At 64.4% G+C, this 13,859-nt stretch carries 10 protein-coding genes; 8 read left to right on the forward strand and 2 right to left on the reverse strand.

Features of this window, described 5'->3' with window-relative positions; translation table 11 throughout:
• Positions 1–162: 162 nt before the first annotated feature.
• The 6 genes from ACFWB0_RS13285 to ACFWB0_RS13310 all read left to right on the forward strand — a co-directional run bounded on the left by ACFWB0_RS13285 (position 163) and on the right by ACFWB0_RS13310 (position 9,373).
• Positions 163–1,197: an iron-siderophore ABC transporter substrate-binding protein gene (locus tag ACFWB0_RS13285; protein ID WP_378490909.1), complete on the forward strand. Its 1,035-nt coding sequence runs from the start codon at positions 163–165 to the stop codon at positions 1,195–1,197.
• Positions 1,198–1,226: 29 nt separating this feature from the next.
• Positions 1,227–2,528 (forward strand): enterobactin transporter EntS, encoded by a 1,302-nt coding sequence (entS, locus tag ACFWB0_RS13290; protein WP_378490910.1) that lies wholly within the window; start codon positions 1,227–1,229, stop codon positions 2,526–2,528.
• Entirely contained in the window at positions 2,525–4,144 is a 1,620-nt protein-coding gene (locus ACFWB0_RS13295; RefSeq protein WP_378490911.1) for a (2,3-dihydroxybenzoyl)adenylate synthase, read from the forward strand. The genes entS and ACFWB0_RS13295 overlap by 4 nt, the downstream gene beginning before the upstream one ends.
• The gene (locus tag ACFWB0_RS13300; protein WP_378490912.1) at positions 4,144–5,538 is read left to right on the forward strand and encodes a salicylate synthase; all 1,395 of its coding nucleotides are present in this window, start codon (positions 4,144–4,146) and stop codon (positions 5,536–5,538) included. The genes ACFWB0_RS13295 and ACFWB0_RS13300 overlap by 1 nt, the downstream gene beginning before the upstream one ends.
• A 9-nt stretch (positions 5,539–5,547) precedes the next feature.
• Positions 5,548–7,428 carry an SIP domain-containing protein gene (locus ACFWB0_RS13305; RefSeq protein WP_378490913.1) on the forward strand — a complete coding sequence of 627 codons (1,881 nt, stop codon included), beginning with the start codon at positions 5,548–5,550 and terminating at the stop codon, positions 7,426–7,428.
• 115 nt (positions 7,429–7,543) lie between these two features.
• Complete coding sequence (locus ACFWB0_RS13310; RefSeq protein ID WP_378490914.1) at positions 7,544–9,373, forward strand: SIP domain-containing protein; 1,830 nt, start codon at positions 7,544–7,546, stop codon at positions 9,371–9,373.
• Between the two features lie 4 nt (positions 9,374–9,377).
• On the opposite strand, the gene ACFWB0_RS13315 is transcribed toward ACFWB0_RS13310, so the two are convergent.
• Both ACFWB0_RS13315 and ACFWB0_RS13320 read right to left on the reverse strand, forming a co-directional pair.
• Complete coding sequence (locus tag ACFWB0_RS13315) at positions 9,378–10,070, reverse strand: response regulator (RefSeq protein WP_378490915.1); 693 nt, start codon at positions 10,068–10,070, stop codon at positions 9,378–9,380.
• Positions 10,067–11,665, reverse strand: coding sequence for an ATP-binding protein (locus ACFWB0_RS13320; RefSeq protein WP_378490916.1), 1,599 nt, complete (start codon positions 11,663–11,665; stop codon positions 10,067–10,069). Before ACFWB0_RS13320 ends, ACFWB0_RS13315 begins: the two co-directional genes overlap by 4 nt.
• 202 nt (positions 11,666–11,867) lie before the next feature.
• Between ACFWB0_RS13320 and ACFWB0_RS13325 the strand changes: the two genes are divergently transcribed.
• Together ACFWB0_RS13325 and ACFWB0_RS13330 are read left to right on the forward strand one after the other, a co-directional pair.
• Positions 11,868–13,232, forward strand: a complete 1,365-nt coding sequence (locus tag ACFWB0_RS13325; RefSeq protein WP_378490917.1) for a cation:dicarboxylate symporter family transporter — start codon at positions 11,868–11,870, stop codon at positions 13,230–13,232.
• A gap of 108 nt (positions 13,233–13,340) precedes the next feature.
• The gene (locus ACFWB0_RS13330) at positions 13,341–13,835 is read left to right on the forward strand and encodes a glutathione peroxidase (RefSeq protein ID WP_378490918.1); all 495 of its coding nucleotides are present in this window, start codon (positions 13,341–13,343) and stop codon (positions 13,833–13,835) included.
• Positions 13,836–13,859 lie beyond the last annotated feature (24 nt).

A 13,859-nucleotide genomic window follows, 5' to 3' on the forward strand; every position in this document is an offset into this window, starting at 1 on the left:
CAAGGATTACCTGTGTTAGCTGTGTTACCTTGTACGCGCCGTCGCTCACGCGTGGTGCGCGAGCACGTCGAATAGTCGAGAGGCATTGGAATGAAGAGCGTTTTGGGCCGAGGTTTGTCCGAAGGGCGGGGATCCTCCAGTCGGGGTCGTGCGCGCAGCGTCGTGGCTGCACTGGCCGCATGCGGTCTCGTGATCGGTCTCGCAGGCTGTAGCAGTTCGGACGACGGGGCGGACACTGCAAGTGCACCCGCCGAGTCGAATGGGGCGTTCCCCGTCCAGATCACGTCTCCTCTCGGTGTCGCGGACATCGAAGCGGCGCCCCAGCGGGTGGCGACGTGGGGTTGGTCGAATCAGGATGCCATTCTGGCGCTCGGGGTCGTCCCGGTCGCGATGCCCACCTTCGAGGGGCCCCAGTACGGGTCCGACGACGCAGGCGTCCTGAAATGGGATGCGGACGCGCTCGAAGAACTCGGCGCCGACACTCCGATTCTCTTGTCGGGCGACGGGACCGGCGAAGCGCCGATCGAACAGTTCGCGGCGGCCGACCCGGACCTGATCTTTGCCCCTTACTCGGGTCTCACCCAGCAAGAATTCGACGCGTTGTCCGAAATTGCTCCCGTCGTCGCCTACCCGGAAGATCCGTGGACTGCGTCGTGGGAAGAGCAGCTGTCCATCGCCGGCCAGGCGCTCGGAAAGCAGGCCGAGGCGACCGCGATCCTCGACTCCGTCAACACTGAGATCGCTGATGCTGCAGCGAAGTACCCGGCATTGGCCGGCAAGACGGTCACGATCGCGCTCCCGACCGGCCCGGACACTTTTGCGGTGAGCAAGTCCGCTGATGTCCGCGTCGAGTTCCTCGAGCAGCTGGGTCTGGTGAACGAGCCGACGATCCAGGAAGCCGATCCGGACAGTGATCCGACGGCAGTGTATTTCGAGTTGAGCTATGAGAAGGCCGCGCTGATCCAGTCGGATGTCTTGTTCGTGGTCGCTTACGATAAGGAATCGCTGAACTCCTTCCTCGCTTCACCCGTTGTGGCAACGCTGCCGGTTGTCAGTGAGGGGCGCACGGCCTCCACCAAGGACTTCTCCGTCGACAAGAACTTCGCGTTCGGTGGACTGACGGTCCTGACCATCCCGTACATCCTCGATGATGTTGCGTCGGTGCTGAACAGCGCTGCTGAGAACGTCAACGGATAAGGATCTCGAGTCACAGAAGGTAGAGAACGATGAGCGGCCGCGGTCTGCTTGTGGATCTGTCGCCATTGCGCGAGAGCCCACCATTTCGGAGTATCGTCATCGCGCGCACGATCGCTGTGTTCGGGATCGGCATGCTCATCGTTGCGGTACCGGTGCAGATCTTCGATCTGACCGGGTCGACCGCGCACGTCGGATTTGCCTCCGCCTCGACCGGTATCGCCACACTGTTCGGTTTGCTCGCCGGCGGGGTGCTGGCAGATCGGTTCGACAGGCGACGCTTGATCGTCTGGACACGTGCGATATGCGGACTGACGTTTGTCGGGCTCGCTCTCAACGCTGCATCCGCGGACCCGAGTGTGTGGGCGATCTATGTACTCGGGGCCATCGACGGCGCGATCGGGGCCGTGAGTATTACTGCGCTGCTCGCGGTCACACCGGCACTGATCCCGAAGAACTCCTTCGCGGCAGCCGGTGCCATCAATGCACTCACCGTCCAACTCGGAATGATGGCGGCGCCTGCTCTCGGCGGAGTGGTGATCGCGTCGGCAGGTGTGACCTGGAACTACTGGGCGGCCGCCGCGGGCACCCTCCTCACCGTTCCACTGCTGATGACACTGCCGGCCCTGAAACCCGATGAGGCCGAGACGGAGTCGCCGTGGGTGTCGCTCACGGGTGGTTTCCGGTTTGCACTGGGTCACACCACGGTGCGTTCCGTCCTGATCGTGGGGACCATCGCGTTGCTCGGCGGAGGCGTAGGGGTCCTGATCCCGGCATTCGTCGAACAGCGATTCGGTGGCGACCCGCGTGCCGCCGGGCTGCTCTATTCGGCTACCGCCGTCGGTGCTGCGTTGGGATCGGTCGGTAGCGGCTGGATCACTGGGATGCGTCGCAAGGGATACACACTCACCGTCGCACTCACCATCAGCTTCATCGCACTTGCCGGAGTCGGGTTCGCGCCCGCTGTGTGGATAGCCCTGGTGTTACTGGCCGTGGCAGGGGCGTTCAGCGCGACCCAGGAGATCGTGGCGTACACGCTCATCCAGACCAACACGCCCGATCGTCTGTTGGGCCGGACGAACAGCCTCTGGAGTGCGCAGAACGTCTTCGGGCTCGCAGTCGGGTCCGCAGTGGCCGGGATCATCGGTTCGTTCTTCGTCGCCTCGACAGCCTTGATCGTCTATGGGGCGATCATGGTGACGCTGTCCCTGCTCGCATTGCTCACCCTCCGCTCGTTGCGCGACTACGTCGATCACACTGTCCATGCCGTAGAGGTGGACACAACGACACAGTTCGTCGGCGCCGAACCGGACGAATCCGAGGAACTACGATGATCACAGAACCTTCCGTGCAACCCGACGTCGTCCGCTTCGCGGCGGACCGTGCGCAACGGTACATCGACGCCGGGCTGTGGAAGGGCTTGTCGCTCGCAACGTGTTTCGACTCGTGGGCCGGTGCCTACGGTCCCCGCCGTGCGGTGATCGACGCCGACGGTGAGCTCACGTACAGCCGGCTCGCGAGTCGGGTACGGGCGACAGCGGCGGGGTTCGCGGAACGGGGCATCGAGCCGGGAGATCGGGTCGTGGTTCATCTGCCCAATACCGTCGGCTTTGTCGTGGTGTTGTTCGCGTTGTTCGAGTGTGGCGCTGTACCGGTGCTGACCTTGCCCGCGCACCGCACCCGCGAGATCGTGCATCTGGCCGCACTGTCCGAGGCAACGGCATACGTGACCGTCGACGTCGACGGCGGTTTCGACTATCGCGATCTTGCTCGCGAGGTGATGTCGTCCGTACCCAGCATTTCGACAGTTGTCATCGACGGAAGTCCCGCCGAATTCACGGCGCTCGACGAAGTTCGGTCGGCAGAGCGCACCTTCGATCGCGTCGATTCACGCGAAGTTGCGGTGCTGCTGGTATCGGGTGGCACGACAGGCCTTCCGAAATTGATCCCGCGTACGCACGACGACTACGAGTACAACGCCAGAGCAAGTGCAGAGGTGTGTGCGCTCGAAGCGGACGACGTGTACCTCGGTGTCCTACCTGCGGCACATAACTTTCCCCTTGCATGTCCGGGAATTCTCGGCGCGTTGGGGGCAGGCGCCACCGTGGTCCTGACCCGTGATCCGAGTCCCGACCACACGTTCGGTCTGATCGAGAAGCATGGTGTCACGGTCACGGCTCTGGTACCCGCGCTCACCCAGCTGTGGTGTGAGGCAACCGAATGGGAAGTCGCGGATCTGTCGACCCTGCGGTTGCTGCAGGTGGGGGGAGCGAAACTCTCGTCGGAAGTCGCCAAACTCGTATATCCCTCTCTCGGGTGCACACTGCAGCAGGTATTCGGTATGGCCGAAGGTTTGCTGAACTACACACGACTCGATGATCCCGAGGATCTGCTCATCACCACGCAGGGTCGTCCGCTGTCGGATTTCGATGAAGTTCGCGTCGTCGACGAAACAGGTCACGACGTCGCGTCAGGCGAAACCGGTGAGCTTCTGACCCGCGGTCCGTACACCATCAACGGCTATTATCGGGCCGCAGAACACAATCGGACCGCCTTCACCTCGGACGGGTTCTATCGCAGTGGCGACCAGGTCCGCAGGCTCGACTCCGGCCATCTGATCGTGACCGGCCGGCTCAAGGACGTCATCGTCCGCGGTGGTGAGAATGTCGCTGCGGATGCCCTCGAAGACCTGTTGTTGACACATCCGAATGTATCCAGAGTTGCTGTGGTCGGAGTCCCGGATCGTGATCTGGGCGAAAGCGTCTGTGCTGTGGTCGCGCCACGTGGAACCCCACCTGGACTCCCGGAACTCCGCTCCTTCTTGATCAACGCAGGAACCGCACGCAGTGCGTTGCCGGACCGCATCGAGATTCGCTCGTCGTTCCCGATGACAGCAGTCGGTAAGGTCGACAAGAAGACTTTGATCGCTGAGATCGGGAGTCGGTCGTGATGTCCTCGACTACAGTCGGAATCAAGGAATTCATCGGGTCGGCCCGGTCGGCCGAGCGGGAACTGCTCGACCGTGATCTCGTCCGGGTCATCGCATTGGTCGAAACGGGACTGTTCGATGACTACGTGGTCTACGAGAACCGCGGCAAATGGGTGTTTGCCACGGGAATCACCGGCTCGGTCGCATTGACCAGTGAGAGCGTGACTACAACGTGGGAAGGTCAGGTCAGTGTGTCGACGTGGTCGGGATCGCCGGCCACTGCCCTTCAGCGTGCGTGCGAGGCATTCTCGACCACGAGGTGGAATGCCTTCGGCTGGGTCGGTTTCGAATTCGCCGCCTACACGCATGGCGTGCGGACAGGACGATTCGACGGTGATACCACCCTTGCCTACCTGTTTGTGCCTCGTATCGAAATCACGTGGGGACACTCCGATGGCAACGACGTGGTCGTCACCGGCGGCACGGCCACCGAGCGGGCTGCGATATTCGACGCACTGCGGGCGGACAGCGTAGACGATGTGCCCTCATTCGGTGACCTGGACATCTTTGAAGACAGTGAGCGATACCGTGCTCGCACGGCAGAGGCAATCGATGAGATCTGCCGTGGCGAGTACGCGAAAGTGATTCTCTCCCGGACGATTCCGATCCCCTTCGAGGTCGATTTGCCTCGCACCTACCGTCTGGGTCGATTGGCCAATACGCCGGCCCGATCGTTCCTGCTCGACGCAGGAGGTATCGAGGCCGCTGGATTCAGCCCCGAACTGGTGGTGTCCGTCGACGATCGCCGGATGGTCTCCGCCGAACCACTCGCCGGAACAAGAGCTTTCGGTGTAGGAGCCGAAGAGGATTCCGCCGCACGGAACGACCTCGAGAAAGATCCCAAGGAAATCGCCGAACACGCCGTCTCGGTTCGCGCCGCATTTCACGAGGTGGCGTCCGTGTCGGAAGACGACTCGGCCATGGTGACAGATTTCATGAGCGTCCGTGAGCGAGGCAGCGTACAGCATTTGGCATCGACGGTGCGTGGTCGACTGCGCGCCGGGATGTCGCCATGGGATGCGTTCGCAGCGGTCTTTCCGGCCGTCACTGCGTCGGGTATCCCCAAGCGCGAGTCGATCGATGCGATCGTGCGGCTCGAAGATTCCGAGCGTGCATTGTATTCCGGAGCAGTAGTGCGTACCTCCTCCGATGGCACCCTCGAAGCCGCGTTGGTGCTGCGGGCGGTGTACCAGCAACAGGGTCATGCGTGGTTGCGCGCCGGGGCCGGGATCGTTGCTCAGTCCACACCGGACCGCGAGTTCGATGAGACGTGTGAGAAGCTCACCAGCGTCGCGCCGTATCTTGTTTGCCGTTCGGATCCTCGCGACACCTGTGCTCGCGACTCGGAGAGGTGAGAATCAGCTGTGGCCAGATCTTATCGGAAGCAACTGGTTCATCCTGAAGTGATCCGACGGGCCACTGTTCTCGGCACTTCGGACATCACCGCAGGGATGCGCCGCATCGTCCTCGGTGGACCCGAGCTGTCGGCCTTCACGCGGGACGGCTTCGATTTCCCACCGCTTCGCAGCCCGGGATTCGACGACTTCGTGCGCTTGTTCTTCCCCACCGAGTCCGGCGAGGTGGTGTTGCCGCGACAGCGTGAGCGGTCGGTGGAGTGGCCGCGCGACCCGAAGCCTGTCACGCGCAACTACACCGTGCGTCGGCACGACCCCGATAGCGGCGAACTCGCCATCGATTTCGTCACTCACGAGACGGGTATTGCTTCCTCGTGGGGCCGCCGGTGCCGTCCTGGTGACACGATCGACCTTCTCGGTCCGGTGCGGTCCGGTGAAGCTCCAGACGACGTTGATTGGGTACTCGTCGTCGGTGACGAGACGGCCTTGCCTGCAATCGCGCGCTGGCTCGAAGAAATGCCTGCGGGCCTCGATGCCCGAGTGGTGGTGGAAGTAGCCTCCGCGGACTACAGCCTCGACCTGCCCAGTGCTGCAACGGTCTCGTTGACCCGCGTGAACCGGGGTGATCGATCGGCAGGCGACGCTACAGCGCTCGAGTCGGCGGTCAGGTCGGTGCAGTGGCGCGACGGGAAGGTATTCGCCTGGGTAGCAGGCGAATCGACATCCCTCAGGGGGATTCGTCGATACCTGCGCAACGAACGTTCCATGCCGGCGGAGATGGTCGAGATAACAGGCTATTGGCGGCGCAGTGAGGTCGTCACTCTGGCAGACGATCCGGAGGTTCCAGACCTCGCGGTTGCCCCACCGGAGCCGTTCGAGAAGTTGGCCGAGCGCGCGGAGATCGTCTCGCCGTTCGTGATCCGTGCCGCAAACACACTCCGTATTCCGCATCATGTGGCTGAGGGCGCACGTGATCTCGACGAGTTGGCCGCACGGACAGGGACCGATCCGCGGGCCCTCGCGAAGTTCGTTCGATACCTGGGCACCGTTGAGGTCCTGGCTCGCGCCCGTGACGGGTCGTTGACTCTCGGTGAAGTAGGGGAGGCGATGCTGGCAGACGAGTGGGTGTCGAACTGGCTCGACTTCGACGGAATCGAAGCGCGTGTGGAGTTGTCCATCACCGGGCTCGTAGGCACTCTGCGGTCCGGATCGGCGGCAGTCAGCGCGATCACCGGGCACACGCTCGACGAAGACCTCGAGGCACACGCGAAGCTGGCCGACAAGCATCACGGTCACATCGCAGATGAAGCGGCATTCCTCGGATCTGCGCTGGCCGCTGAGTATCCGTTCACCGGACTGTCGCGAATCCTCGTGTCGGGCACAGGTTCGGGTGTGGTGCTCGGATCGGTCCTCGGATCGCAGACGGAACTCACGGCGACGATCGTCGATATGCCGAGTGAACTCGACCGCATTCGTGGCGATATCGACCCCGCGGTATCGGAGAGAGTATCTCTCTTGCCGCAGAGCATCCTCAGCCCTGTGACGACCGGAGCGTTCGACGCGTACTTGCTCCTCGAGGCAACCGGCCGACTTCAGGACTGCGACCTGGCGATGTTGTTGCGCAACGCGATCGACTCGGTCGCACAAGGTGGCAAGCTCGTGGTGGTGGAACGATTGCTCGATGAGGGCTCCGACGGTGCGCCACTGACCGAGGACGCTGCTGAGTTCGACCTGCTGATGCTCTGCATGCACGGAACGGGTGTGCGCACCTTGCACGAATTCACCGCCGTCGCAGCAGATGCAGGTCTCGGCGTCACCGAGTCACGATTGGTCGGCTGGGGGATCGCTGTTCTGGATCTGCAGCGCCGGCCGAGCTCTGTGTCGTCGTAGCCTCCACCGTGACCGGAGATGTCCGAGTACAGCAACGCCGTCACCGACGCGGCGGCACGAAGTGAGACCTGCAGGAAACTGATTGCGTACGTCTGTCTTGGAGAAAGGCCTATCGATGGCAGGGACCGTCCGTGAGCTCGAGGTATTTCCGATCTGTATCCGAGAGGTGGACATCCTCCGAGTCGAGGACGTCACCCCCGGCATGCGCCGGGTGACGGTCGGCGGTCCGTCGATGGACGGTCATGTTCGAGACGGTGTTCAGTTGCCTGCGGTGCGGACCAGCGGTTTCGACGACGACGTCAAGCTGTTGCCGGTCGACCCCCGGACCGGAGAACTGCCGTTCGAGGTGCCACGGAACTCCGAGAGCGGAGCCGTCGAGTGGCCGTCGGGATCGTTCCAGTACGCCCGGACCTACACGGTGCGTTCCTTCGACGAGGACACCCGCGAGATGGCAATCGATTTCGCGATGCACGAGGGTGGGCTGGCCGCCGACTGGGCGAATCGCGTGCAGCCGGGGGAGAAGGTCCTCATGGCAGGGCCGAAGCACTCGGCGGGTCTTCCCGCAGGCGTCGACTGGATGCTGATCGCCGGTGACGAGACGGCGCTGCCCGCGATTGCGCACTGCCTCGAGCAGCTCCCGTCCGATCTGCCCGCGACGGTGGTGATCGAGGTGGCCGAACCGTCGCATCGGCAGGAGCTGAAATGTGAGGCGCCCCTGGACGTGACGTGGCTGTTCCGCTCCGAGAACGACGGTGAGTCGCGGTTGGTCGAGACGGTGAAGACAGCGCAGTGGAGGCCGGGGCAGCCCTACCTGTGGGTCGCAGGCGAGACGCTGACGATCAAGCCGCTGCGGCGCTGGGCGAAGCTGGACAAGGAGATCGCCAAGCAGTTCGTGGAGATCGCCGGCTACTGGCGTCACCGTGAGGTCACGCAGGCAGACCCGGGATCACCGGTAGATGCTGCGGATGTCGAGATCGACCCCAACGAGCAACTGCACGAGATGTCGGAATTGCTGCCACCGTTGGTGATCAGGACGGCGGTCACCGTCGGGTTGTTCGAGGCGATCGACGGCGGCGCCGACACGGCGGAAGCTGTCGCCGCCGAGTGCGGGACCCATCCCGGTGCGACGGCGAAACTGCTGCGTCATCTCGTGCTGATGGACCTGGTCTCGGTGGACGAGGGGCACTTCGCGCTCACCGAGATGGGATCGCTCCTGGCCGATCAGGACGCGTTCGCCAGTCAGGCCCTGCACTTCGAGAAGATTCATACCCGCCTCGACATGGCGTTCCTCGGGTTGCTCGAGTCGGTTCGGACCGGGGCAGCCGCGGCAGGTCACAGCTTCGCCGACAAACAGAAGGATCCCGGGTTCGTGGACGGCTTCCACGAGGAGGTCGCGTCCGGATCCGTCTACCGCGCGCCGGCCCTACCCGATGCGGTCGATCTCGACGGCGTACGTACCGTCGCGATCTACGGAGAGGGCGCAGGCGTATACGCCGACCACCTCGCCCGGGTCCTGCCGGAACTCGAGATCTCCCTGGTGGGACTGCCAGCGCAGAACACCAGGAATCTGGGCGATGTAGCGGAGTCGCGCCGGGGTGCGATCAAGCGTATCGACGGCAGCGAGTTCACTGCCCTCTCAGCGCCCGTCGACCTGGCCGTTGCGGTCGAGATGGTCGACTGCCATCCCGACGCCGACGCGCGAATGCTGATCGCGGCGCTCGGTGCGTCCGCGCGCCGGGTCGTGCTGGTGACCGATCTGCTCGACCCGAACACCACGGACGACCACGACACCGAGGCAGACCTCCTGAAACTGTGCCTCCACGGAGCGGGGCAGCGCACCGAGGCCGAGCTGTCCGCTCTGATATCGGAATCAGGCTGTGGAACAACGCGATTCGGAGCGATCGGCTGGGGCTCGACGGTCGTGGAGTTCAGCGGTACACGCTGACGCGTCACGTCCGTCGGGCGTAGCGCACCTGCGGCCTGCCGGCCCGGCCGTACTCGGTGAGCCGCACGAGCGCGCCGTCGTCGGCAAGACGTTCGAGATAGCGCCACGCCGTCACCCGCGACACCCCGATCCCCGCACCCACCTGTGCGGCGGTGCACGGCTCGTCGGCTTCACGGAGGAAGCCGACGATCCGGTCGAGTGTCGCGGGTGCGATGCCTTTCGGGCTCGACGCGCGTGAGTCCGATGTCCGCAGGGCAGCCATCGCGCGGTCGATTTCGTGCTGGCCGGCGGCTTTCCCCGCGCCGTCGAGTGCCTCGCGGTAGGCCACGTAATGTTCGAGCTTGTCGCGCAGGGCAGCGAACGTGAAGGGTTTGAGCAGATACAGCACGATTCCGCGGGCGACAGCGGTGCGTACCACCTCGAGTTCGCGCGCCGAGGTCACGGCGATGATGTCGGGACTCGGGTGGAACACGCTGAGAGCGGCCGCGATATCGAGTCCGCTGGTATCGGGTAGCCCGATATCGAGGAGCACCAGCTCGACCGGATTGCCGGCGTGGGCTGCGGTGGCCACGGCGCGCAGTGCATCCTGTCCGGTATGAGCCACCCCGGCGACAGTGAAACCTGGTATACGAGCGAGGTATTCGCGATGCGCCTGCGCGATAAGAGGTTCGTCCTCGACGATCAGCACGCGAATCATGCGCCTTCTCCGGGCTCGGCGCGACCGAGCGGAATCTCTACGACCACCATCGAGCCGAGAGACGGCTCGGTGCGCAGGGCTCCCCGGTACCTGCCCACGAGTCCGTTGACGAGCGCCAGACCGAGACCGTGGTGATCCGATTTCGTGGAATAACCGCGTGTGGTCGCTCGGGCCAGTGTCTCCGCGGACATGCCCGGTCCGCTGTCGGCGACTTCGATGATCATGGTGCTTTCATCCTGCCGTATCCCCACCTCGACCCACTGTTCCTCCGACGTGCGCGCGGCATCGATCGCGTTGTCGACGAGGTTGCCCACGAGCGTCACCAGGTCGCGAGTGCTCATCGGTGGGGTGGACTCGAGCGCCGTGTCCTCGGTGATCGTCAGCTCCACGCCGCGGTCGGAAGCGTCCGCGGTCTTGCCGAGCAGCAGCGCAACGAGCGCCGGTTCGCGCACGGACGAGGTGAGACGATCGATGAGTGCCTGCGACATCGCGAGCTCGTCGGTCGCGAATGCGACCGCTTCGGTGGTTCTGCCGAGTTCGACCATCGTGATGATCGTGTGCAGACGGTTGGCGGATTCGTGGGCCTGCGCGCGCAGCGATTCGGCGAGACTTTTCACCGCGTCGAGTTCACCGAGCACCCCTCGCAATTCCGTGTGGTCCCGCAGTGTCACGACCGTCCCGAGCGTTCGCCCGTCCCACCGCACCGCATCACTGTTGACCAGGAGCACGCGGTCCACGGTCACATGGATTTCGTCCCGCACGTCGTGGCGGGTCACCGCGTCGCGGAGCGTGGCAGGCAACGCGTCGAACGGGACCGGACCCGCACGCTGCAGATCGAGTAGTCGCCGCGCCTCGTCGTTGACGACCTCGATCCGCGGTGTGGGTGACTCGGTGTCGAGCACGAGGAGCCCTTCGCCGATCGAATGCAGCACCGCGTCGTGATGCTCGTAGAGAGTGCGGAGCTGCCGCGCGTCGAGGCCCAGCGTCTGCCGCCGGAACCGCCGTGCGATGAGGTACGCCCCGGCTGCCGACACTGCAACTCCGGCCGCGACCACCCCGAGGATCGTGGGTAACCCCGTGACGAATTCTTGCCAGATGCGTGTGCGTGTCACCCCGACGGACACGAAGCCGACGAGGTCGTCCGCCTCGTCGTACACGGGTGCGACAGCCCGGATCGATGGTCCGAGCGAGCCCGTGTACGTCTCGGTGAACGTCTCACCGGCACGGGCCGGTTCTGTGTGACCTGTGTACGGTCGCCCGATCTCCTCGCGGGTGGGATGGGTCAACCGGATCTCGTCCCTGCCCATCACCACTACGAAATCGACTCCGGTCGACGTGCGCACCTTCTCGGCCCGCACCTGTAGGTCACCGTCGGCGTCGCTCGCGGCGATCCCCTGAGCGACCTCGGGAAACTGCGCGAAGGTGTCGGCGATCTCCGTCACTTCGCGTGCGGTCGCGTCGTCGGCCTCGCGGCGTTCGTCGAGTACGAACAGGATTCCCGCTACGACGGCCATCACCGTGAACACCACCAGCTGCAGGATCAGCAGCTGCCGCGCGACGCTCAGCGGACGTCCGCGATCTCGTACCGACCGCATCTCGACCTCCCGCCGCGCGAATTCTCCGAGTGTTCACGCGCACGTTCCCCGTGAACACAATGCACGCAATCTTCTGCTGACACCGCCGTTCACTCCACCATGTTCCTAGTGCGCGTGACCTCGGTCACCCGACCCGATGCCGGTGGAACCTCGATTCGAGCAGGTTCGTCGCCGACGCTGCACCACAACGTGAAGGGCACACATGAGTATCACCACGCGCGGGGCGAAACGCCGCGATCGCACCCACTGGTTGTACATCGGCGTCATCGTCGCGGTGGTCGCGGGTGTGGCCGTCGGATGGCTGGCACCCGAGGCGGGCAAGTCGCTCGGCGTACTCGGCACGATGTTCGTCGATCTCATCAAGATGATGATCAGCCCGGTGATCTTCTGCACCATCGTGCTCGGCATCGGATCAGTGCGTGCTGCTGCCAGCGTCGGGCGCATCGGCGGTCTCGCCCTCGTCTACTTCATCGGGATGTCGACGGTCGCTCTCGCGATCGGTCTCGGCGTCGGCAACCTTCTCGATCCGGGTTCCGGTCTGACGCTGGACCCGGAGACCACAGGCTCGGGTGCCGCACTCGCCGAGCAGGCGCACGCCGCAGGCGGCACCGCCGATTTCATCTCCTCGATCATCCCCACATCGCTGCTGTCCGCTCTCACCGCGGGCAGCGTGCTGCAGACCTTGTTCGTGGCGTTGCTCGTCGGATTCGCGATCCAGGGCATCGGGAAGTCCGGTGAGCCGATTCTGCGCGGTATCGCGCATGTCCAGAAGCTCGTCTTCAAGATCCTCACCATGATCTTGTGGCTCGCCCCGATCGGCGCGTTCGGTGCGATCGCCAATGTCGTCGGTCAGACGGGACTGAGCGCTGTGGTGCAGTTGGGCGCCCTGATGCTCGCCTTCTACCTCACGTGCCTGGTGTTCGTGTTCGGCGTGCTCGGCTCGCTGCTCAAGGCCGTGGCAGGAGTGTCGGTGTTCAAACTCGTCCGCTATCTCGCCCGCGAATACCTGCTGATCTTCGCGACGTCGTCGTCGGAATCGGCATTGCCGCGACTGATCGCCAAGATGGAGCACCTCGGGGTCGAGCGCACCACCGTCGGTGTCGTGGTGCCCACGGGCTACTCGTTCAACCTCGACGGAACCGCGATCTACCTGACGATGGCCGCGCTGTTCGTCGCCGACGCCATGGGCAGCCCGCTCACTCTGTCGGAGCAGTTGTCGCTGCTGTTGTTCATGGTGATCGCATCGAAGGGCGCGGCCGGGGTCACCGGCGCGGGCCTGGCGACGCTCGCGGGTGGCCTTCAGAGTCACCGTCCGGATCTGCTCGACGGTGTCGGGCTGATCGTGGGTGTCGACCGATTCATGTCGGAGGCGCGCGCGGTCACCAACTTCTCCGGCAACGCCGTCGCGACGCTGTTGATCGGCACGTGGACCCGCTCGGTCGACCGCGAGCGCGTCGACGAGGTGCTGTCGGGCCGGCTGCCGTTCGACGAGAACTCGCTCGGCGACGACCACGGCATGCCCGAACCGGCAGCAGAGCCGTCACGGCTGGAGAAGGTGTCGGTCTAGTACCACCGACCCGAAGGTCCGGCCGGTTCCCCGTTCCCCGGGTGGGAGGGGAACCGGCCGGACGCTGCCGTTCCGGGGTGGTGACGGCAGGCACGCTAGCTTGGTCGTATGACCACGCCTCTGCAGAACATCGCTATCAACACCCTCTCGGGTGAGCCCACCAGCCTCGGCGCGTACGACGGCCACGCGCTGCTCGTCGTCAATGTTGCTTCCAAGTGCGGGCTGACACCGCAGTACACCGTGCTCGAGCAGCTCGCGAAGGATTACGCGGACCGGGGCCTGTTCGTCATCGGTGTCCCGTGCAACCAGTTCATGGGTCAGGAACCCGGCACCGCCGAGGAGATCCAGGAGTTCTGCTCCACGACCTACGGCGTCACGTTCCCGCTGCTCGAGAAGATCGAGGTCAACGGTGAGAACCGGCATCCGCTGTACGCCGAGCTCACGAAGCAGGCCGACGCCAGCGGTGAAGCCGGCGACATCCAGTGGAACTTCGAGAAGTTCCTGATCGCGCCCGACGGCACCGTCGTGAACCGCTTCCGTCCCCGCACCGAGCCCGACGCACCCGAAGTGATCGACGCGCTCGAAGAGATCCTTCCGGCCTGATTCCGATCGACCCTGATTCCGATC

Source organism: Rhodococcus sp. NPDC060086 (assembly GCF_042730275.1).
Taxonomy (GTDB): Bacteria; Actinomycetota; Actinomycetes; order Mycobacteriales; family Mycobacteriaceae; genus Rhodococcus.

Excerpts from the sequence above, each read along its gene's own strand:
- entS (WP_378490910.1), top strand. The coding sequence starts at position 1,227 with ATGAGCGGCCGCGGTCTGCTTGTGGATCTGTCGCCATTGCGCGAGAGC.
- ACFWB0_RS13295 (WP_378490911.1), top strand. The coding sequence starts at position 2,525 with ATGATCACAGAACCTTCCGTGCAACCCGACGTCGTCCGCTTCGCGGCG.
- ACFWB0_RS13300 (WP_378490912.1), top strand. The coding sequence starts at position 4,144 with ATGTCCTCGACTACAGTCGGAATCAAGGAATTCATCGGGTCGGCCCGG.
- ACFWB0_RS13310 (WP_378490914.1), top strand. The coding sequence starts at position 7,544 with ATGGCAGGGACCGTCCGTGAGCTCGAGGTATTTCCGATCTGTATCCGA.
- ACFWB0_RS13315 (WP_378490915.1), bottom strand. The coding sequence starts at position 10,070 with ATGATTCGCGTGCTGATCGTCGAGGACGAACCTCTTATCGCGCAGGCG.
- ACFWB0_RS13320 (WP_378490916.1), bottom strand. The coding sequence starts at position 11,665 with ATGCGGTCGGTACGAGATCGCGGACGTCCGCTGAGCGTCGCGCGGCAG.
- ACFWB0_RS13325 (WP_378490917.1), top strand. The coding sequence starts at position 11,868 with ATGAGTATCACCACGCGCGGGGCGAAACGCCGCGATCGCACCCACTGG.
- ACFWB0_RS13330 (WP_378490918.1), top strand. The coding sequence starts at position 13,341 with ATGACCACGCCTCTGCAGAACATCGCTATCAACACCCTCTCGGGTGAG.